Genomic DNA, 20,467 nt, shown 5'->3' on the forward strand with positions numbered 1-20,467 from the left:
ACAGTTCCAGGCACGTGTCAGCCACTACAAACGACGCGGCCACACGCCACCAGAAACTGCCCAACCGTCACAGCAAGCACCGTTGCAGTACTAGGCCGTCTCTTTCGGATCTTGCCTGGCCCGCGATCCGAACGAGACGGCCTACGCCGCGGGAGCCGCCTGGACCGCCAGCGCGGCCGCGTAACCGCGGGGGGCCAGCAGGTCGGTCAGGGTCCAGCCCGCGACCGGGGCGGGGGCGGGCGCGGAGCCGACGTACGGGTCGGCCAGGCCGAGGGCGAGACCGGTGCCGGTGGCCTTGAGGTAGGCCTCCTTGCGGCACCACACCCGGGCCAGCATGACGGGCCGGGCCGCCTCGGGCAGGGCGGTCAGCTCGGCGGTCTCGTCGGGGTGCAGGGTGTTCAGGACGTCGGCCACGGCTTCGGCGCTCGGTATCGCCTCCACGTCGACCCCGAGCGGCACCCGGGAGAAGGCGAAGTACGCCAGGTCGCCGCTGTGCGAGAGCGAGAACTGGATCGCGCCCCCGGCGACGGCGGGACGGCCGTGCGGGCCGCCGCAGCAGGGGCAGACCTCGCGGACCAGCGGCACCCGCTCCGGGGCCAGGCCCAGATAGCCGCCGAGCAGCACCCGCAGCCCGACGTGCGAGGCGAGGTAGCGGTGCCGGTCGGCCTGCTGGCGGCGGCGGCCCGCCTGGTCGCGCTCGGCCGCGTCCAGCAAGGACAGCGCCTCGGTGACGCGGTGGCCGCCGACCACGTCCAGCGTGGTGTCCAGGGCCCACAGGGAGACGGAGCTGCCCTTGGGCAGCGCACCGATCCGCGGGGCGCCGCCGCCGAGTTGGTTCACGTACTCGATCACTTGACGAGAGTAGTCGAGGCCTCGGACACCGAACCAGGGCGGCCCGGGCTCCGGCCCGTCACCCTGCCCCCCGCTCGCTCACCGGCCGGAGCCTCAACGCGTCGGGCCGACGCCGGCCATCGTCGCGCCGGTCGGGGCCGCGCCGTTGGTCCAGGCGTAGACCTTCCCCCCGCGCACCACGACCTGGTAGTGGCCCCGGCACTCCGGGTGGGCCTGCCCCGCGTCCTTCGGCCACCACTTCGCGCCCAGCTTCGGAGCGGGCTGCGCCGGGGCGCCCGCGCACTGGGGCCCGCCCAGCGGGGTCGGCCCGAGGGTGAAGCGGATCAGCTTCGCCTTGCCCGTCGTGTGCGCCTTCACCTTGACCTTCGTGGCGTCCTGCGGGATCCAGTCCGGCAGGACGAAGGCGGGGTCGCCCTTCTTGGGCGCGTCCGCCGCGGTGGCGAACGTCTTCTCCTCGTTGTTGAAGAGACGGGCGTTGACCGTGTCGGTCAGGGGATTGGGCGGCAGGTTCGGCAGGGCGACGGCGGCGGTGGCGATGACTCCCACGGTGGCGAGGGCGATGACGAAGGGACGCTTCATGTCTCCAGTGTTGCCCCCCGGACCCCCGCTCGGGTCCGCCCTGCGGACGAACCGGTATTCGCCGCAAGTCTGATACGGAAACTGGCCCGTGAGCCCGCTCCCCCTTTGGGCAGAGGGGCCGATCCCCCGTGAGGTGTACGCGCCGGGGGCTCCGGCCTCGGATAATCGGGGATATGTCTTTTATGGGGCGCGCCATGGCCCGGGCCGCGGCCGAAGCGGTCGGCGGCGGAGCCCTCATTCTTGCGGCGTACGAGGTGCTCACCCGGATCGGTGGCTCGATGCCGCTGAACGCGAAGGCGCTGCTGACCCTGGCCGCGCTCGCGGCCTTCGTCGTGCGCCGCCGCTTCCCCGAGGCCGCCCTCGTCCTCATGGGCGCCCTCCTCGGCATGATGTCCGCCCTCGCGCCGCTGGCGGCGGTGACCGCCTACACGGTGACGCGGCGGTTGGCGGGGACCGGGCGGCGGGCCGCCGTGCTGCTCGCCGCGAGCGCGGTGACCGTCCCCACCGCGGGGTGGGCGGTCTACCGCGAGATGGGCGGGGCCTGGGACTACGGGCTGACCGTCGGCGCGATCCTGGCCGCCGTGGCCGTGCTCGTCCCCGGACTGGTCGGCGCCTCCGCCGGTCAGCAGCAGCGGCTGCTCGCCGCGCTGCGGGAGCGGACCGCCGCCGCCGAGGAGGCCCGGCGGCTCGCGGACAGCGAATCGCGCATCCACGAGCGGTCCCGGATCGCCGCCGAGATGCACGACCTGGTCGGCCACCGGCTGAGCCTCATCTCCCTGCACACCGGCGGGCTGGAGATGGCGCTGCGCGGCCAGCCGCAGGACCTTCGGGACAGCGCCGCGCAGATCCGCCAGGCCACCCGGGACGCCATGCGGGAGCTGCGCGAGGTGCTCGGGGTGCTCGGACCGCTGGCCCGGGACACCGGTACGGACGCCCTGACCGACGCCACCGGCACCCGGGCCGACATCGAGGCGCTGGCCCGGGAGTCGCGCGCGGGCGGGGTCGCCGTGGACTTCTCCTGGACCGGGCCGGACACGGACCTGCTGGAGGCGCGGGTCCGGCGGGCCGTGCACCGGGTGGTGCGCGAGGCCCTGACGAACGTGCACCGGTACGCGGTGGGGGCCGCCGTGGAGGTGGCCGTCGCGCACACCGCGCACCTCGTCGAGGTGAGCGTGGTCAACGGCGCCCGGGCCGCGGCCCCCGACCCGCGGGCGGCGCCCGTCGGGTCCGGGCGCGGCCTGTCCGGGCTGCGCGAACGGGTCGCCCTGCTCGGCGGGATGCTGTCCGCCGGGCCCTGGGGCGTCGGCTTCGCGGTGGTCGCCAGGATCCCCGCGCGGCCCGGACAGGAGCCCGAGCGGGCCGACCCGGACGAGGGGGCCCGTACCGGGGGAGCGCTGCCGGAGGGGGCGCCCGGCGGGAGGGCGCGTACCGAGGGGGTGCCTGACGAGGGGGCGCGGGCGGAGGAGGGCCGTACCGAGGGGGCACGGGCCGAGGGGGCACGGGCCGAGGCGGTGCGGGCCGTGGGGATACGGGACGGCGCGCGGCCCGGGCCCGCGGGCGCCGGGGGCGGTCCGGTCGCGCGGCTCGCGGCCGCGGCCCGGCGGCTGCGCCGGGCCCCGCTCCTGGTGCCCCTCGCGCAGGCCGCGTCCGCGCTGCTCGGGCTGGCCGGGATCGTGGCCGTGCTCGCGGCCGGGATCCAGCTGGCCGCGCACGCCCAGCCGTCCCGCTACGTCGCGCCGAAGCCGCCGCGGATCGGCATGGACCGGGACGAGGCGCGGTACGCGGGCGTCGTGGACTTCGACCTCGCCCGCGCCGCGGCGGCGGGGCACGAACCGCCGCGGCCCGCCGCCGCCGACGCATGCGTCTTCCCGTACGGCGACGACCACGAGGGGCCGGACACCCTGCGGCTCACCCGCTACTGCTTCAGCGACGGCATCCTGACCACGATCGACCGATTCGAGGTGCCGATGGCGCCGAGGAGTACACGATGAACCAGAGCGCAACGGACACCACCGCCGATGCCGACGGGGCCGCCGTGCGGGTTCTGCTCGCCGACGACGAACAGATGATCCGGGCCGGGGTGCGGATGATCCTGCGCCACGCGGGTGGCATCGAGATCGTCGCCGAGGCCGCCAACGGCGCCGAAGCCGTCGAACTCGCCGCCCTGCACCACCCGGACGTGGCGCTCATCGACATCCGGATGCCCGTCCTCGACGGCCTCGCGGCGATCGGCCCGCTGACCGCCCTGGACCCCCGGCCCAAGGTGGTCATGCTCACCACCTTCGGCGACGACGAGAACGTCCTGCGCGCGCTGGCCGCGGGAGCCACCGGTTTCCTGCTCAAGGACGAGGGCCCCGACGAGCTGATCAGCGCCGTACGGTCGGCCGCCGCGGGGGACGCCGTCCTCTCGCCCGGGGTCACCGGCACCGTCATCCGGCGCATGCTGGAGGGCGGTGGAGCGCGGCCCGCCCGCCGCCGCGCACCGGCCGCGCCCGACGCCCGGATCGCCGCGCTGACCGAGCGCGAGCGCGAGGTGCTCGTCCTGCTGGGAGCCGGGCTGGCCAACCTGGCCATCGCGCGGCGGCTCGGCATCGGCATCGGCACGGTCAAGACGCACGTCGGCTCGATCCTGGAGAAGACGGGCAGCACGAGCCGGGTGCAAGCCGCCCTGCTGGCCCACCAGGTGGGCCTCGGCCCTGCCCCGGACCACCCGCACGAGGGCTGATGCCCGGCCCGCGGCCATCAGCCCGGGCACCGGGCGGCCGATGCGACCGGCGCGGCCGACGTGACCGGCGCGGGCGGCGCGGGCAGTCGGCGCTGCCGAAGGTGAGGAGGACGGGCGCCGCCCGGCCGGGCCGGAAGGCGTGCGGGTCGGGGTTGACCGCCGGATCCCGGTTGGCGGCGGCCAGCAGGACCAGCACCTGCTGCCCCGGGGCGACCTCGGCGGCCCCGTGGCGCAGCGGCCCGGCGGCGAAGCGGCGGGTGTTCTGGACCGGCGCGTCGTGCCGGGCCGCCTCCCGGACGAAGTCCCCGGTCGCGGCGCGGGACTTCGGGGCTTCCCCGCCCCGGGCCAGGGCCAGCAGGGTGTTGCCGATGAGCCCGGCCGTGGCGTCGTACGTCTGGGACGGGAACCCGATCGCGTTGGCCGGCAGCGGGGCGGTGCGCGTCCATCGGTCCTCGGCCCCCACGCCTCAGCTCTCGGTCGCCATCAGCGCGTTGACCTCGGGGTACGGCAGCGCGTCCGCGCCGAAGCCGAAGGTGCCGTGCGTACTGATCTCCTCGGCGGCGCGGACCACCGCGCCGAGCGCGGCCCGCGAGAGCGCCGAGCCGACACTGATCCGCCGGACGCCGAGTGCGCCGAGGTCCGCCACGGACAGGGCGAGCGCGGGCGAACCCATCAGGACGTTGACCGGGCGGTCGACGGCGGCGCACACCGCGCGCACGGACTCGGCGTCCGGGAGCCCGGGCGCGTACAGCACGTCGGCGCCCGCGGCCTCGTACGCGCGCAGGCGCCGGATGGTGTCCGCGAGGTCGGGCCGCCCCTGGAAGAAGTTCTCCGCGCGGGCGGTCACCGTGAAGGGGAAGTCGAGCCCGCGGGCGGCGGCGACGGCCGCGGCCACCCGCTCCACCGCCTCCTCCAAGGGGCGTACGGGATCCCCAGCGCGGCCCGTCGAGTCCTCGACCGAGCCGCCCACCAGCCCGGCCGCGGCGGCGAGCCGGATGGTCTCGGCGACCTCGTCCGGCGTCTCGCCGAAGCCGCTCTCCAGGTCGGCGGAGACCGGCAGGTGCGTCGCGGAGACGATGACCGCGGCGTTCGCCAGGACATCGTGCCGGGTGACCCGGTTGGTGCCGTCGGGCAGGCCGAGCCCGTAGGCGAGCCCCGCTCCGGTGGTGGCGAGCGCGGCGAAGCCGAGCCCGGTCAGCAGGCGGGCGGTGCCCGCGTCCCAGGGGTTGGGGACGACGAAGGGGCGCGGCTCCTCGTGCAGGCGGCGGAAGGCGAGGGCGCGGGCGAGCTGGTCGGCGGGGGCGAGCTGGTTCACGCGGGGTGTCCTCCGGGCTGGTTCGTACGGTTCGGGGTGGCTCCCGTGGCCCTCGCTCGGAGAGTTGACCGAGGAGTGGGCGCATTCCGGCCCACATCGGCCAGGAGTGCGGAGCCGTCCGTGGAGCGCGGGCATCGGCGGAGCCTCTCGAACGGGCGGGGCGGGTGCTGACGGGGATGACCCGGGCGGCGCGGGGAAGGGGGCGCGGAAGCGCCGTTTCCCTCGATCACTGTGCCGCTAGGCCGACCCTAGACTGAGACCGCACGACGGCTCGGACTTTCGCAGCGCCAGAAGGTGAGGGATCACCAACGCTGCGGACGGGTAACTGCCGGACATCTTGACCGATCGGGGGACCGTGTATGGAGCGGGATGTTCCGGACGGGCGATCGGCGCCGCGATCCGGGCCGCGCTCGCCGACGCCGCGATCCGGGCCGCGCTCGCCGACGCCCGCACCGAGATCCTGACCGCCCGGCCCGACGGCCCCCGGCCTGGGCCGGTCCTGGACGAAGCGCTCGCATCCGTACGGCGAAAGCGGCCGACGACGTCATCCCCTCGCTCCGGCGGTCGATCGGCAAGCTGCTCGTCGCGGGCCATCCCGGCAAGCAGATGGCCCGGCGGCTCGCCTCAGGCATCCGGCGGCGCCGGGCGGAGCGGCCCGCGCAGCCGGGACACGGCCACGCCGCCGAGGCAGACCGCGCCGCCGAGCAGGGTGAGCCCGCCGGGCACCTCGTCCAGGGCGAGCCAGGAGATGAGGATCACCACGGCGGGCACGGCGTAGGTCGTCGCCCCCATCTTCCCGGCGGTGGTCCGCGACAGGGCGTACGCCCAGGTGGTGAAGGCCAGCGCGGTCGGGAAGAGCCCCAGGTAGACCACGTTGAGGGTGGCCGTGAGCGGCGCCCGCGCGAGGTCGGAGAGCAGCTGCCCGCCGAACGGCAGGCAGGCGACCGTACCGGTCAGGCAGCCGTACGTCGTCACCTGCGTCGGCGTCGCGTACCGCAGCGCGGGCTTCTGGAGCACCACCCCGGACGCGTAGGCGACGGCCGCCAGCAGACAGAGCAGCAGCCCGAGGACGGGGGACGCACCGCTCCCGGCGGTCGAGAAGCCGACGATGACGGCGCCCGCGAACGACACGGCCATCCCGGCCAGCAGCAGGGGCGGGAACCCCTCCTCGAGGAACCAGCCGCCGAGCAGCGCGATCAGCACCGGCCCGATGTTGACCACCATGGCGGCCGTACCGGCGTCCACCAGCTGCTCGCCCCAGTTCAGGACGACCATGTAGACGCCGAACCAGAGCACGCCGGACCCCAGGATCCCGGGCCACGCCTGCCGGGGCGGCACCCCGCCGCGCCGCACCGCCAGCAGCACCACCAGGGCGACGGATCCCGTCAGCAGCCGGCCCAGCGCGAGGGCGCCGGGGGCGAAGTGGTCGGCGGAGGCCCGGATGGACACGAACGCGGAGGCCCAGAGCAGGACCGTGACGGCGGCGGCGAGCAGGGCCCGCCGGTCCGTCCCAGGGCGTTCGGACGCGTCGGACGAGGTCGAGGGGCTCATGGCCGCAAATCTAGGGACACCGGACGCACCGCGGTCAGCTTTCGATCAGGCGGCGGAAGGCGGCCGTGTCGAAGATGTCCTCCATCCGGGTGACCTGGCCGTTCAGGCCGCCAGGCCGCTGTCCCACACCCAGGCCGCTATCCCGACCCGGTTGCGCACGTCGAGCTTGCGCTGGATGTTGGCGACGTGGGTCTTGGCGGTACCGGCGGAGATGAAGAGTTCGGTACCGATCTCCGCGTTCGTCAGCCCCTTGGCCACCAGGCGCGCGATCTCCGTCTCGCGTTCCGTCAACGCCTCGATGAGCGCGGCCGACTTCGGCTTCACCGGGCTCTGCAGGTGCTTGAGCAGACGGACCGTGACCGAGGGACTGATCATCGTGTCGCCCGCCACGGCGGCGCGGACCGCCTCCACCAGCAGGGCGGGGCCGGACCGTTTCAGCAGGAAGCCGCACGCCCCGTTGTGGAGCGCGGTGTGGACGTACTCGTCGAGGTCGAAGGTGGTCACCACGACCACCCGGATCGGGTCGGCGACCTGGGGGCCGGCGAGTCTGCGCGTGACCTCCAGCCCGTCCAGGCGCGGCATGCGGATGTCGGCGAGGACCACGTCCGGCCGCAGCTCCCCGGCCAGTTCGACGGCCTGGAGGCCGTCCACGGCCTCGCCGACGACTTCCATGTCCGGCTGGGAATCCAGAATCAGCCGGAATCCCATACGAACGGATTCCTGATCGTCGGCGAGAAGTATGCGGATGGTCACGGTCGGCACCGTATCCGGTGATCGCTTCGGGCAGCCGAACCGGCCCCTGCCGGTATCTGGGCAGATGGACGTCGAGCGCCCAGGGCCCAGCGCCCAGCGCCAGCGCCAGTGCCGAGCGCCGCGCGTCCCCCGTTCTTCCGCGATGTCCGCGGCGCTGTCGTTGACGCTGCTTGGTGGTGAGGCACCCGCAGTGCCGGCGCCCGGCCCTCCTGCTGCCGCCTTCCGCAGGCGGCCCCGGATCTGCCGTTCGGCAGATGTGCGCCGGACCCCCGCAAGAAATGCTGGACCTCAGAACACCCAAGGAGGCAGCACCATGACACAGATGACCGACAGCACGGTCTTACCGCGACAGGCCCGCACCCCGGGCGCCGTCCGCCGCCGGCCGGCCGGCTGGCCGCGCTGGATCGGGTACGTCGCCTTCCTGGTGCTGCTCGCCTACGGACTCGCCCAGATGTACTGGGCCCTGGGCGGTTCCGGCTTCCCCTTCGGGGCCGACGACGCCAACCCCGAGTACTCGGCCTTCGAGCACGTCGGCCGGGCGCGGCTCGCCCCGTGGCTCGCCGGTGGGTTCCTGTTCAGCGCGGGCGTCGCCCTGCTGCTGGCGCTGCCCGGGCGCCGACGGATTCCGACCCGGGTCCTGCTCGGCGCCACGGCCGTCTCCGTGGCCGCCGTCTTCTCCACGCTGGCCGACTTCCGGATCCTCGGGAACCTCGCCTACGTCTTCATGCTGAAGTTCAGCGCCATCAACTGGACCGTGATCAATCAGCTGTTCGCCGTGGTCTCGGTGGCGCTGCTGGCCGCGTCCGCGATCGCCTACCAGCGCCGGACCACCGACGCCTGCGGCAACTGCGGCCGCACCGGGGCCGGCGCCGAATGGACCTCCCCGGCCTCCGCCGCGCGCTGGGGCAGGAAGGCCGCGTACACCGCGGTCGTCGTCCCCCTCCTGTACGCCGCCACCCGCTGGGCGTGGGCCCTCGGTTACCCGCTGGGGATCTCCGACAAGCTGTGGGAGGAGGGCAAGGCGGACCACCTCTGGATCTTCGGCGCGGCCCTCGCCACGATGGGCGCCCTCGGCTCCCTGCTGACCCTGGGGCTGGTGCAGCGCTGGGGCGAGGTCTTCCCGCGCTGGATGGTGGGCCTGCGGGGCAAGCGGGTGCCGATCAGCCTGGCGGTCGTACCGGCCTGGCTGGTCTCCCTGATGGTGACGATCGCCGGGGTCATGTACATCCGCCTGCACTTCCAGGGCGCCTTCGACAACCAGAAGGACGACTGGGGCGCCACGGTTCCCGAGACGGTCTGGCCCGTGTGGGGCATCGCGCTCGCGGCGGCGGCCCTCGCCCACTACTTCCGGCGGCGCGGCACGTGCGGGCACTGTGCGCGCGGCTGACCCGGTGACTTCGACGTCCGGTTGTTCAAGCAGCTCGTCACCGGATTCCGCCCCGAGCGGTGAATCAGATGATCATCTTCCTCGGCGGGCTGCTGTGGATCGCCGCGACGCTCGCCCACCAGCGGCGCACCAAGAGTCGGTGCGTGCACTGCGGCCGGGCCCCGCACGGCCCCGGCACCTGGAGCGGTCCGGCCAGGCTCCGCACCTGGGGGCACCGGGCACCGGGCGGTCTACGTGGCCGTGCTCTCGACCCTGGGCAGCCTGGTGATGCTGATGGCCCTTCGCGGCTTCGGGAACGCCTCGTGGGGGATCATGTGCCCCGCGGTCCTCTGGGTGGTCCGGGGCGCCGCGCTGGGCGCCGCCACCTACCCGTATCGCCTGCGCCGCCGCGGTAACCGCCGCAGCTGTGCCCGGGGGTGACGGACAGCCGACGGCGGCGAGGGCCACGAACAGCGGGCAGATGCCCAGCGGAGCCGGCACCGTGCTGAGACGGACCGTCTTTCGGCGTCATTCGCCGATGGGCAGCGTGGCGGACGTCCGCCAGCCCCCGTCGGCCCGTACGCCGAAGTCGAGGGTGCCGCCGAGCGCCGCGGCGCGTTCGGCGAGGCCCTCCAGCCCCGAACCGCCGCCGCGGCGGGCCCGCTCGCCCAGCCCCCCGTCGTGCAGGGACGGGGCGCTGTTGGTCACGGACACGGCCAGCACGGGGCCGGGGACGGGGCCGGTGAGGTCCGGGAGCACTCGGACGCGGACCAGCGGAGTGGTGGGGGCATGCCGGCGGATGTTGGTCAGTGCCTCCACGACCGCCCGGTGGGCGGTCGCCGCCACCTCGCGCGGGACCCTGGCGACATGAGCGGGCGTCAGGTCGATGTCGAGGTCCACCTCGGCGCGCCCCGAGGCCCGGAACCGGTCGATGACGTCCACGATGTCCGTCAGCCCGTAGGCCTGGGGCCGGCCTTCACCGCCCCGGCCGCCGCCCGCGGCGGTGGCGTCCGCGCCGTCGAGCATGTGGACCGTACGGTCCATGGATCCCAGCGCCTGGAGGCCCGCGGCCTCGATCTGCGCCAGGAGCGGCAGGACCTTGTCCGGCTGGGTGGCGCCGACCACCTGTGCGGCCTGGGCGAGCACCACGATGCCCGAGACGTCGTGGGCCACGAAGTCGTGCAGGTCCCGGGCCAGTTGGAGGCGCTGGGTGCGGCGGGCGTCGCGCACCGCGCCCAGCCTGCGGGATTCCAGCGTGCGCAGGTAACCGCCCACCGCGGCGGCCCCGATCGCGCCGAGCGCGAAGAACGCGCTCTGCGCGGCGGCTTCCAGCACGGTCGGCGGCAGTTGGAGGCGCAGGACGACCGTCGACTCCAGCAGCGCGATCACCGATCCGAGTACGACGGCCTGCCGGGCGGGAGCCCGCCGCGCCAGGAGGAGCACGAGCACCAGCAGGGCGGCCACCTCGGCCAGGGCGAGGAGGCCGACCGGACCCTGCTGCGTCTCGGCGGCGGGCGGGAACTGCGCGGCCGTCCCCAGGGCCGAGGTCACGGCCACGGCCGCGGCCGTCGGTACGAGCGGTACCCGGGCGGGGAAGCCGGTCAGGGCGAGCGCCGCGACGACCGCCACCGACATGGGCAGGACGGCCCTCCAGCCCGCCGAAGGGGCCGTGAGCAGCGCGGCCGTCAGGGCGCCCGCGCCCAGGACCGCGCAGAGGGCGCCGGGAGCGGCGTTCCGCAGCCGGTGTCGCGTGTCGTGGGGCATTGGGCCGAGTCTAGGAGGCACGCCAGACGTCCGGTCTCATCGGCTTCGAGGCGTTGCACAAGGCAAGCCGGGCGGGCGCATCGTCAACGCGGCCCGCGGCGGGACCGTCGACGAGGCCGAGCCGCACGCGGCGCTCAAGGAGGGCCGCGTCGCGGGCGCCGCCGTCGACGTCTTCTCGACCGAGCCCCGCACCGACTCCCCGCTGTTCGAGCTGGACAACGCAGTCGTCATCCCGCACCTGGGCGCCCCGCGCTGTGGGGGTTCCACGGCCGGATTCCGCCGGGCCGCCGCCGCCGGTAGCGGGGACCCCGCGACCGGGCTTACGTCCCTGCTACGGCGCCCGCGTTAATGTGCCGTGACCTGCACGAAAGCCCTCCCGGAGGAGGGCTTCGAGGGGTGGAGAAGTGGTGCCCCCGGCAGGACTCGAACCTGCGGCCAAGTGCTTAGAAGGCACCTGCTCTATCCACTGAGCTACGGGGGCCGGAAGGTGGCCCTTGTGGGGCCCTGGAGCCCTGGGGTGGGCATGGGACTGCGTCCGTGCCGGGTCAAGGATAGGGCTCCGGCCACCTTGTCCCGGTTGCTTCCCCCGCGTGCCACGATGTGGAGGTTCGGTGAAGCGGTCCCGATAATCGCAGGCAGGTGCGATTCTCGCATCGCTTTTGCGCCGCGGCGCCCCGGGTGTTGTGTACTCGTTATGCCTGTGCCCCACTCGTCCCGTCTGTCTGTGATGTCTCGGCGGAGGCCCGTGGAGGGCGCTGAGAAGTCCCCGTAATGCCCCAGTGGAGTCGCGTTCGCCGCGCAGGGGGCGTATAAGCTTCAAAAAGGGTCACAAATTGGGCATTCTTCACATGTGGTGACCTTGGATGTTCGGCCTCAGCTGCTCGATGCCCTCTCCGCCGTGCGCGACCGGGTAGCCTCCGTGCGTCTGCCGCTGCCCCTGCCCGGCGCCCCGCGCGCCCGGCAGACCAGATCGGAGCTGCTCGCACAGCTCGACGACTATCTCGTGCCCCGGCTCAAAGCCCCCGAAGCCCCGATGCTCGCCGTCGTCGGCGGGTCCACCGGAGCCGGGAAGTCCACTCTCGTCAACTCCCTCGTGGGCCGCCAAGTGAGCGAAGCAGGCGTGCTCCGGCCCACGACCCGTACGCCCGTCCTCGTCTGCCACCCGGACGACCACCACTGGTTCGCCGGCATGCGGGTGCTCCCCGACCTGATGCGCGTCTGGCTCCCGCCGGGCGAGGAAGAAGCCGTTCCGGTCGCCCGGAAGAGGCTCGGCCGGCGCCCCGCCGCCTCGGGCGGCGGCCAGCCGCGCGAGCTGCGCATCGAGACCGTCAGCACCCTGCCGCGCGGCCTCGCCGTCCTGGACGCCCCCGACATCGACTCCCTCGTCGTCGACAACCGGACCCTGGCCGCCCAGCTCATCTGCGCCGCCGACGTCTGGGTCATGGTGACCACCGCCTCCCGCTACGCCGACGCCGTCCCCTGGCACCTGCTGCGCACCGCCAAGGAGTACAAGGCGACGCTGGTCACCGTCCTGGACCGGGTGCCGCACCAGGTCCTGGGCGAGGTCTCGCGGCAGTACGCCGCGCTCCTCACGCGGGCCGGGCTGGGCGACGTACCGCGCTTCACCGTGCCGGAGCTGCCCGAGTCGGCCGGTGACGGCGGGCTGCTGCCCGCCAGCGCGGTGGCGCCGCTGTTCGCCTGGCTCAGCCACCACGCGCAGGACCCCGCCGCGCGGCAGCAGGCCGTCGGCCGGACCGCGCTCGGCGTGCTGGACTCGCTCTCCCGCCGGATGCCCGAACTGGCCTCCGCCGTCGCCGCCCAGCACGCCGCCGCCGTACGGCTGACCTTCGCCGTCGAGGACGCGTACAAGCGCGAGGGCAAGCGGGTCCGTACCCGGCTCGACAACGGCGCGGTACTCGCCGGGGACGCCCTCACCCGCTGGCGCGGCTACCCCCTCGACACCACCCCCGACGAACTCCTCGACTCCCTCGCCGAATCGCTCGCCGCCCTGCTGCAGTGCGCCGTCGCCGCCGCCGACGAGCGCATCGCGCAGGCCTGGCGCCGCGAACCGGCCGCCGCCGCGGTCCCGCTGCCCGCCCCCGACCGGGAGGCGGGCGAGCGCATCGGGATGGCCGTACGGCGCTGGCGGCGCGTCCTGGAGGAGCTGGCCGAGGAGGAAGTGGCCCAGCTGGACAAGCAGCCCGGGCCCGACCCGGACGGCGTGGCCGCCCTGCTCGTCGCGGTGCTGCTCGGCGGCAAGCGGGCCCGGGTGGCGGGCGAGAAGCTGGCCGAGCGGGTCGGCGTACAGGTCGCGCTGCGGCTGCGCGACCGCGGCGGCGAACTCGTCGCCGCCCACCTCGACCAGGTGCTGCGCGCCGAACGCGACCGCCGCCTGGCGCCCCTCGAAGCGCTCGAAGTGACCCCGGAACCCCAGGCAGAACTGATCGCCGCGCTGTCCCTACTGCAGAAGGAGAGGTGACGCGGTGACCGCCCTGACCGACCGAACCGACGACCGCGACCACGAGGACGACCGGGACCGGGACCGGGGCCGGGACCGTGGCCGTGGCCGGGACCGCGGCCAGGACCGGTCGCGCGACCGGGACCCCGGCGAGGGCCTGAGCTCCGGCCAGGACCAGGGCCAAGGCCAGGGCCAAGGCCAGGGCCAAGGCCACGACCAGGACCGAGGCCAGGGCGGCGACCGGGGCGACGACCGGGGCGACGACCAGGGCGGGGAGGGCCGGCCGCGCTGGGACGACGGGTTCATCGCGCGGTCGCGCCGGCCCGGTGCGGACCCCGACGACGACGATCCGGAGGGCAACGGGGGCGCCGACGAGGCGCTGGTACGGGCCGTCTCCGGCGCCGGGAACGACGGCGGCAAGGCGCCCGCCGCGCCGCCGCTCAGCCCCGAGGGTCAGGCCCTGCGCACCCGGCTCGAGGCGCTGCGCCAGCTGGTCGGGCTGTCCCGGACCCGGCTCGACGGCAAGACGCTGGCCGAGGCGGGCCGGGTGCTCGACGAGTACGCCGCCCGCCGCGGGCTCTCGGCGCAGCACACCGTCGTCGCGATCGCCGGAGCCACCGGAAGCGGCAAGTCCACGCTCTTCAATTCACTCGCGGGGGTACAGATTTCGGAGACCGGTCTGCGCCGCCCGACCACCGCCGCGCCGATCGCGTGCAGCTGGTCCGACGGGGCGGCCGGACTCCTGGACCGGCTGGAGATCCCCGGGCGGCTGCGGCGGCGCCCGCGCGAGACCTCCGAGGCGGGGGCGCTGCGCGGGATGGTCCTGGTGGACCTGCCCGACCTCGACTCGGCGGTCGGCGCGCACCGCGACCACGTGGACCGGGTGCTGGCGCTCGTGGACGCGGTCGTGTGGGTGGTCGACCCGGAGAAGTACGCCGACGCGGTGCTGCACGAGCGGTACCTGCGACCGCTGGCCGGACACGCCGAGGTGACGTTCGTCGTGCTCAACCAGGTGGACCGGCTGCCCGGCGAGGCCGCCGACCTGGTCCTCGACGACCTGCGCCGGCTCCTGGACGAGGACGGGATCGCGCTCGGCGAGCACGGCGAACCCGGCGCGACGGTCCTCGGCCTGTCCGCGCTGACCGGCGAGGGGCTGGGTGAACTGCGCGAGATGCTCGCCCAGTTCACCCAGGAGCGGGGCGCCGCGACCCGGCGGATCGCCGCCGACGTCGACCAGGCGGCGACGCGGCTGCGCCCGCTGTACATCGCGGACGGGCACGGGGGGCCGGAGATCGGCGAAGGCGCGCGGGCCGAGTTCGAGGACCGGCTGGCCGAGGCGGTCGGCGCGTACGCGGCCGGGCTGGCCGCCGAGCGGGCCTGGCGGCGCAATGCCGGGAAGGCGTGCGGGACGCCATGGCTGCGGCTGTGGCGCTGGTACGAGGGCCGGCGCGCCCCGCGCACCCTGGCCGGGCTGGCCGCCCTGGCCGCGATCGGAGGCCGCGCTTCCGGGCCCGGTGCCGGGGCCGCGCAGGCACCGGTCGGGGAGGAGGTGACGGCCCGCCAGCGGGTGGAACAGGCCGTGCGCACCGTCTCCGACGAGGCGGTGAACGGGCTGCCCGACCCCTGGGCGCAGGCGGTACGGGAGACCGCGGTGCGGGGCGGCGAGCGGCTGCCCGAGGTGCTGGACGAGCTGACGATGACGCTGGGCGTCCCCAGCGGCAAGCCGCCGCGGCCCGCGTGGTGGCCCGCGGCGGTGCTCACGCAGGCGGCCATGACCCTGCTCCAGATCTTCGGCGGTCTGTGGCTCGTGGGCCAGATCGTCGGGGTGCTGGAGCCGATGCTGCTGCCGCCGGTGCTGCTGATGGTGGCGGGCATCGTGGGCGGGCCGTTGGTGGAGTGGGCGTGCTCGATGGCGGCGCGCGGCCCGGCCCGGCGGTACGGGCAGGACGCCGAGCGGCGGCTGCGGCAGGCGGCGGCCGGATGCGGGCGGGCGCGGGTGCTGGAGCCGGTGGCGGCCGAACTGCTGCGCTACCGGGAGGTGCGGGAGCAGTACGCGACGGTGGCGAGGTTGTCCACAACCCGTCAGTAATCCACAGGCAGGAGCGGCGCGGGGGCGGCCGGGGTCAGCATGGAGGGACGTGACGTCCGGACGTGCCGGACGGACGGGCCGGACGGGCGCGAGGGGGAGGGGGTGGCCGGGATGAACGAGACCCTGGTGACGCTGGTGGGAAACGTGGCGACGGGAATGGACTACCGGGAATCGCCGAGCGGGGCGGTGGTCAGGTTCCGGTTCGCGGTGACCCCGCGCTACCGGGATCGGCAGGGGGAGGGTTGGAAGGACGGCGCGACCAGCTTCTACACGGTGTGGGCGCGGCGTGCGCTCGCCGTCAACCTCGCGGGCTCGGTCGCCTCCGGCGAACCGCTGGTGGTGCACGGGCGGCTGCGGGTGCGGGACGAGGAGGGCGACGGGAAGCGGCGTTTCTCGGCGGACATCGACGCGGTGGCCATCGGGCACGACCTCAATCGGGGGACCTCGGCCTTCCGCCGCATCATCCGTGCGGACGCTCCGTTGACGAGCCCGTTGCTGACGGTAACTCAGAAGGCGGCGGAGGTCTGAATGTTCGGGGCCGCTAGGATTTCAGGGAACTCACGGGCACCTGGGTCTGTGGCCCGGAGGGGAAGACTGTGTCGATCGCCGTTCCCGCTAGCTCTGCATCTCCCGCACCTGCCGCACCTCCTGCACCCCCCGCACCCGCTGCCGCGTCCGGACGTGCGGCCGCGCGGCGTTCGCTCGCCACGGCGCTGCTGGCCGCCGCCCTCGCCACCGCGCCGGGGACCGCGGCCGCCGCCGAGGGGGACTCCCGGTCGCCGGAGGGCGCGAGCGCCGTGCTCGACGGGCTGAAGACCTACGGGCAGGCGGTCCTGCGCACCCAGGACGGGGCCGTCCAGCAGATCCCGGCCGGGCTGTACGAGATGCGGGTCGACGGTGGCGGAATGCTCCAGACGTACGGGGTCGGCCTGACCGGCTTCGCGCAGCCGGAGGCGCACTACACCGAGACCGCGTGGAGCCGCAGCCCCCTCGGCGGGCACGGCGACGCGGGCCGGATCCGCTGGGTGCTGGAGCACTCCTACCCCCAGCTGAACGACCTGGCCGGACTGGCCAAGGCCGCCGGGGCCGGGCCCCTCACCGCCGAGAGCGCTGCGGCCGGGACCCAGGTGGCGATCTGGCGGCTGGCCGACGGCGCGCAGGTGCAGGCGGCCGACCCCGAAGCGGAGAAGCTGGCCGATTACCTCCAGCGGGCGGCGGGGCAGCTGCCGGAGCCGCCGGCCTCGCTGGGGCTGGACCCGGGTGAGGTGTCCGGGCCGGTGGGCGGCCGGATCGGGCCCGTCACGGTCCGGACCGGGGCGCAGAGCGTGACGGTCACCCCGGACGCGGCGGCCGTGGCGATGGGCGTGCGGGTGGTGGACGCCGACGGGCAGCCGGTCATGACCGCCGGGAACGGCAGCACGCTGTACTTCGAGGTCCCCGCGGGTACGCCCGACGGAGAGGCGTCGGTGACGGTGCAGGGTGCGATGAAGGTGCCGGTGGGGCGGGTCTTCACCGGCGGGGAGCAGACCCGGGCGCTGATCGTGGCCGGGTCCAGCGCGTCCTCGGCCACGGCCGTGGCCACCGCGATCTGGCCGACCCGGGTGCTTCCGGTGCGCGCCGGGGCCCAGGGCTCGCCCGGAACGGCCGTCGGGCCGCCGACCGGGCTGACCCGGAGCACGACCGGGACCACGGGCCTCGGCGACGAGGAGCGCCTGGCCTCCAGCGGCAGCTCGGTCGCCACCCCGCTGATCGCCGGCGTGGCCATCGGCCTGGTGGTCGTGGGCGGCATGGTCGTCCTGCTCCTCCGCAAACGCCCCCTGGAAGACGAACCCCCCACCTCCCCCGAAGCCCCGGCCCCACCGGACTAACGCCGCCACCCTGCAGAACCCCCTCCCACCCCGGACTCCGCCCGACCCCGACCCTCGATCGCCGGACGGGCTGTTGGGGAGCTCCGGGTTCTGGGCGGGCTCCGTCCTCAATCGCCGGACGGGCTGTGGGCCCCGGGCTTTGCCCGGCCCTGGTCCTCGATCGCCGGACGGGCTGTTGGGGAGCTCCGGGTTCTGGGCGGGCTCCGTCCTCAAACGCCGGACGGGCTGGGAGTGACCGTTACGTTTCGAGCGGCTGAGGAGGGGGGCGTGGGGCGTAGCCCTGCCGGCCTCGGGCACGGCGCGGGCTCCCGCAGGCGTGTGCGCGGGCCCGGCGGCCCGGGGGCCTCTTCCGGCCGGTCTGGCGTGTCGGGGCCGCGTCCGGCGGCCCGGGATCTCCCCAGCCGGTTCGGCGTGTGGGGTCGGGCCTGGTGACCCGGGACCCCTGAGCCGGTTCGGCGTGTGGGGTCGGGTCTGGCGACCCGGAACCCCTCAGCCGGTTCGGCGTATGGGGGTCGGGTACGGGTGGTGGCCCGGGGTCCGACCCGGCCGGTCCGGTGTGTGTGGGGCGGGTCCGGCGGTCCGGGATCCCCCATCCAGTTCGGCGTGCGGGGAGCGGGCCGGGGTGGCGGCCCGGGACCCCCTCCAGCCCGTCCGGCGTTTGAGGACCGGGTCCGGGCGGAGCCCGGTTTCGGGAAGGGGCGGGTAGGGGACTGGCCCCGCGCAGCGGCCCCGGCACCAGCGAGGCCAGTGCTCAGCGGTCCCCCCCCGCCCACCGGAGCCCCGCATCCCACACCCCCGCCCACCGCACCTCCGCTCGGCAGCCGCCACCCCCGCCCCGCCCCCCGCCCCGCAGCCCCCCGCCCGGCGGGACCCGGCGCGCGGTGGGGGGTTTGCTGGGGGAGGGTGGTTTGGATGGGGGGCGGCGGGTAAGGGCGTGGAATGGTTGATCAGGAACTGACCTGGCAAGGAGCGGTCGCACGCGGCGACCGCGCGCTCTTCGACGCGGTCGCCCGCAGGCACTGGCCCGGCGCGGACCGCGTACTGCCGAGGCTCGGCCGCGCGGCGAACCACGGCCTGCTGTGGGCCGGCGCCGCCTCGGCCCTGGCGGTGTTCGGCTCGGCCAGGACCCGCCGCGGAGCGGTGCGCGGGATGGCCTCGCTGGCCCTCGCCTCCGCCACCATCAACACCGTCGGCAAGTGGTCGGTCCGCCGGACCCGGCCGCTCCTGGAAGGGGTGCCGACCTCGCGGCAGCTCTCCCGCCAGCCCCACACCACCTCCTTCCCCTCCGGCCACTCGGCCTCCGCCTTCGCCTTCGCCGCAGGGCTGGCCCTGGAGTCCCCCGGCTGGGGCGCGGTCGCGCTCCCCGTGGCGGCCTCCGTGGCCTTCTCCCGTGTGTACACGGGGGTGCACTACCCCACCGACGTCCTGGCGGGAGCCGCCCTCGGCGTGGCCGCGGGGTGCACGGTCCGGCACGTGGCCCGGCGCGTCGAGCGGGCCCGGGCCGCCCCGGGCGACGAGCGCCCGGCGGCCGACGTCCCCGCGCTCCCGGACGGGGAGGGGCTCACCGTGATCGTCAACAAGGGCTCGGGGACCGCCGCCGAAGCCGGGATCGACCTGCTGCGGTCCACCCTGCCCAAGGCCGAGGTCGTCGAGTGCGAGGGACAGGACGTCCCCGCCGAGCTGGCCGCGGCGGCCGCGCGCAGCGCCGTGCTCGGCGTGTGCGGCGGGGACGGCACGGTGAACGCCGCCGCCACCGCCGCCCTGCGGGCCGGCGTACCCCTCGCGGTGTTCCCGGGCGGCACCCTGAACCACTTCGCGCTCGACCTCGGCCTCGTCGGAGCCGAGGACACCTGCCGGGCGGTGGCCGCGGGCCACGCCGTCAAGGTGGGCGTGGGCCGCTTCACCCCCGGCCCCGCCCGGGCCGAACCGGCCCTCGACCCCGACTCCGGCGCCACCCCGGTACCCGCCCCCGACTCGGCGGGCCCCGCCGTGCCGGTCCCGCGGGCCGTCGGGGCCCGTGAGGAGTTCGGGTACTTCCTGAACAACTTCAGCATCGGCGCCTACCCGGAGCTGCTCGGGCACCGGCTGCACTGGGGTCCCCGCATCGGCGGCGGCCCCGCCGCGCTCCTGGCGTCGTGGAAGGTGCTGCGCGCCCAGCGCCCCGTACGGCTGAAGCTGGCCGGGCGCAGCCGGGCCGTCTGGCTGCTCTTCGCGGGCAACGGCACGTACCAGGGCAGCGGCCCCACCCCCCGGCGCCGTATGAGCCTCGGCGAAGGGCTGCTCGACGTACGCCTCGTCTTCGGCGGCGGCCGCCCCGGCCCGCGCCTGCTCGCCGCCGCCCTCGCCGGTCCGCTGACGCGCTCGCCCGTCCACACGGCGACGCGCCTGCGCAGCCTGCGCATCTCGGAGATCCCGGCGGGCACCCCGCTCGCCTACGACGGCGAGTACGCCCTGGCCCCCACGGCCTGCGTGCTGGACGAGCTGCCCGACGCCCTCACCGTCTACCGCCCCCGCTGACCGACACCCCACCGACGGCCCCCGGCGCGCGGGCCGGGTCCACCCCGAGGTCGGCCCGCATCACGGCCCGTACGCTCTCCCACCGCTCCCGCAGCCCCAGCAGCTCCGCGTGCACGTCCTCGAACGAGCCGCCGGGGCTGTCGGAGCCGTCGGGGGCGCCGGGGGCGTCGGGGTCGCCCGGGTCGCGGGAGGCCAGTCCCATCACGCGGCTGTACGTGCCCGCCAGGGTGTCGGTCAGCCCGTCCAGCTCCTCGAGCACGTCCGCGGCCGCGACCATCTGGGCCTCGGCGAAGGCGGTGTGGTGCCCCTGCCGCGCCTCGTCCAGCGCCGCCCGTTCCGCGGGGGTGACCCCGCCGTCCCGTACGCGCCACAGGAAGGTCATCAGGGAGATCCGGTACCGGCGGTAGGCGGCCCCGGCCGCGATGTAGCAGTCCCGCCTGAGCGCCAGCTCCGCGACCTCGCGCTCACGCAGCCACTGCGCGTGGGCGGCGCGCTGCTGCCGCTCGAACTGCTCCGACTGCACCCGCGCCAGCATCCGCTGCGAGAGGGCGGTGGCCAGCAGCGTCCCGGCGACACCGACGACCGCGGCGGCCAATGCGATCAGCCCGTTGTCCACACTGCTCCCCGATC

16 protein-coding genes, 1 tRNA gene and 1 pseudogene are annotated in these 20,467 nt (G+C 75.3%); 10 read left to right on the forward strand and 8 right to left on the reverse strand.

Annotation, left to right across the window (positions count from 1 at the left end; translation table 11 throughout):
- Nucleotides 1-141 precede the first annotated feature (141 nt).
- The gene (locus tag ABT084_RS34035) at nucleotides 142-852 is read right to left on the reverse strand and encodes a 4'-phosphopantetheinyl transferase family protein (RefSeq protein WP_351052500.1); all 711 of its coding nucleotides are present in this window, start codon (nucleotides 850-852) and stop codon (nucleotides 142-144) included.
- Nucleotides 853-945: 93 nt separating this feature from the next.
- A complete protein-coding gene (locus tag ABT084_RS34040; RefSeq protein WP_351052503.1) occupies nucleotides 946-1,431 on the reverse strand; it encodes a hypothetical protein in 486 nt (161 codons plus the stop codon).
- A 194-nt stretch (nucleotides 1,432-1,625) separates the two neighbouring features.
- Here ABT084_RS34040 and ABT084_RS34045 point away from each other — a divergent pair, with 194 nt between their 5' ends.
- The gene (locus ABT084_RS34045; protein ID WP_351052505.1) at nucleotides 1,626-3,422 is read left to right on the forward strand and encodes a sensor histidine kinase; all 1,797 of its coding nucleotides are present in this window, start codon (nucleotides 1,626-1,628) and stop codon (nucleotides 3,420-3,422) included.
- The gene (locus ABT084_RS34050) at nucleotides 3,419-4,156 is read left to right on the forward strand and encodes a response regulator (protein WP_351052508.1); all 738 of its coding nucleotides are present in this window, start codon (nucleotides 3,419-3,421) and stop codon (nucleotides 4,154-4,156) included. The genes ABT084_RS34045 and ABT084_RS34050 overlap by 4 nt, the downstream gene beginning before the upstream one ends.
- Before the next feature lie 466 nt (nucleotides 4,157-4,622).
- Here the strand turns inward: ABT084_RS34050 and ABT084_RS34055 are convergent, their stop codons facing one another.
- The 3 genes from ABT084_RS34055 to ABT084_RS34065 form a co-directional block, all read right to left on the reverse strand.
- A complete protein-coding gene (locus ABT084_RS34055) occupies nucleotides 4,623-5,471 on the reverse strand; it encodes an isocitrate lyase/PEP mutase family protein (protein ID WP_351052510.1) in 849 nt (282 codons plus the stop codon).
- 624 nt (nucleotides 5,472-6,095) lie between these two features.
- The gene (locus ABT084_RS34060; protein WP_351052513.1) at nucleotides 6,096-7,022 is read right to left on the reverse strand and encodes a DMT family transporter; all 927 of its coding nucleotides are present in this window, start codon (nucleotides 7,020-7,022) and stop codon (nucleotides 6,096-6,098) included.
- Nucleotides 7,023-7,124: 102 nt separating this feature from the next.
- A complete protein-coding gene (locus ABT084_RS34065) occupies nucleotides 7,125-7,775 on the reverse strand; it encodes a response regulator (protein WP_502969263.1) in 651 nt (216 codons plus the stop codon).
- Nucleotides 7,776-8,088: 313 nt separating this feature from the next.
- Here ABT084_RS34065 and ABT084_RS34070 point away from each other — a divergent pair, with 313 nt between their 5' ends.
- Complete coding sequence (locus ABT084_RS34070; RefSeq protein WP_351052516.1) at nucleotides 8,089-9,162, forward strand: hypothetical protein; 1,074 nt, start codon at nucleotides 8,089-8,091, stop codon at nucleotides 9,160-9,162.
- Between the two features lie 234 nt (nucleotides 9,163-9,396).
- Nucleotides 9,397-9,582, forward strand: coding sequence for a hypothetical protein (locus ABT084_RS34075; protein WP_351052519.1), 186 nt, complete (start codon nucleotides 9,397-9,399; stop codon nucleotides 9,580-9,582).
- A gap of 87 nt (nucleotides 9,583-9,669) precedes the next feature.
- On the opposite strand, the gene ABT084_RS34080 is transcribed toward ABT084_RS34075, so the two are convergent.
- Nucleotides 9,670-10,905 (reverse strand): sensor histidine kinase, encoded by a 1,236-nt coding sequence (locus tag ABT084_RS34080; RefSeq protein WP_351052521.1) that lies wholly within the window; start codon nucleotides 10,903-10,905, stop codon nucleotides 9,670-9,672.
- Between the two features lie 23 nt (nucleotides 10,906-10,928).
- On the opposite strand from ABT084_RS34080, the pseudogene ABT084_RS34085 reads away from it, so the two are divergent.
- Nucleotides 10,929-11,203, forward strand: a pseudogene (locus ABT084_RS34085) (NAD(P)-dependent oxidoreductase); the annotation flags it as partial.
- Between the two features lie 107 nt (nucleotides 11,204-11,310).
- Here the strand turns inward: ABT084_RS34085 and ABT084_RS34090 are convergent.
- A tRNA-Arg gene (locus ABT084_RS34090) sits at nucleotides 11,311-11,386 on the reverse strand.
- Between the two features lie 378 nt (nucleotides 11,387-11,764).
- On the opposite strand from ABT084_RS34090, the gene ABT084_RS34095 reads away from it, so the two are divergent.
- From ABT084_RS34095 to ABT084_RS34115, 5 genes are all read left to right on the forward strand, one after another.
- Complete coding sequence (locus ABT084_RS34095; RefSeq protein WP_351052523.1) at nucleotides 11,765-13,384, forward strand: dynamin family protein; 1,620 nt, start codon at nucleotides 11,765-11,767, stop codon at nucleotides 13,382-13,384.
- Between the two features lie 4 nt (nucleotides 13,385-13,388).
- On the forward strand, nucleotides 13,389-15,452 hold the full coding sequence (locus tag ABT084_RS34100) for a GTPase (RefSeq protein ID WP_351052526.1): 2,064 nt from the start codon (nucleotides 13,389-13,391) through the stop codon (nucleotides 15,450-15,452).
- A gap of 111 nt (nucleotides 15,453-15,563) precedes the next feature.
- The gene (locus ABT084_RS34105) at nucleotides 15,564-15,980 is read left to right on the forward strand and encodes a single-stranded DNA-binding protein (protein WP_351052529.1); all 417 of its coding nucleotides are present in this window, start codon (nucleotides 15,564-15,566) and stop codon (nucleotides 15,978-15,980) included.
- 74 nt (nucleotides 15,981-16,054) lie between these two features.
- On the forward strand, nucleotides 16,055-17,320 hold the full coding sequence (locus ABT084_RS34110) for a thioester domain-containing protein (RefSeq protein WP_502969264.1): 1,266 nt from the start codon (nucleotides 16,055-16,057) through the stop codon (nucleotides 17,318-17,320).
- A gap of 939 nt (nucleotides 17,321-18,259) precedes the next feature.
- Nucleotides 18,260-19,837 (forward strand): bifunctional phosphatase PAP2/diacylglycerol kinase family protein, encoded by a 1,578-nt coding sequence (locus tag ABT084_RS34115; protein WP_351052533.1) that lies wholly within the window; start codon nucleotides 18,260-18,262, stop codon nucleotides 19,835-19,837.
- On the opposite strand, the gene ABT084_RS34120 is transcribed toward ABT084_RS34115, so the two are convergent.
- Entirely contained in the window at nucleotides 19,815-20,453 is a 639-nt protein-coding gene (locus ABT084_RS34120; protein WP_351052535.1) for a hypothetical protein, read from the reverse strand. The genes ABT084_RS34115 and ABT084_RS34120 overlap by 23 nt on opposite strands.
- Nucleotides 20,454-20,467 lie beyond the last annotated feature (14 nt).

It is taken from the genome of Streptomyces sp. NPDC002138 (assembly GCF_040296485.1).
Lineage (GTDB): Bacteria > Actinomycetota > Actinomycetes > Streptomycetales > Streptomycetaceae > Streptomyces.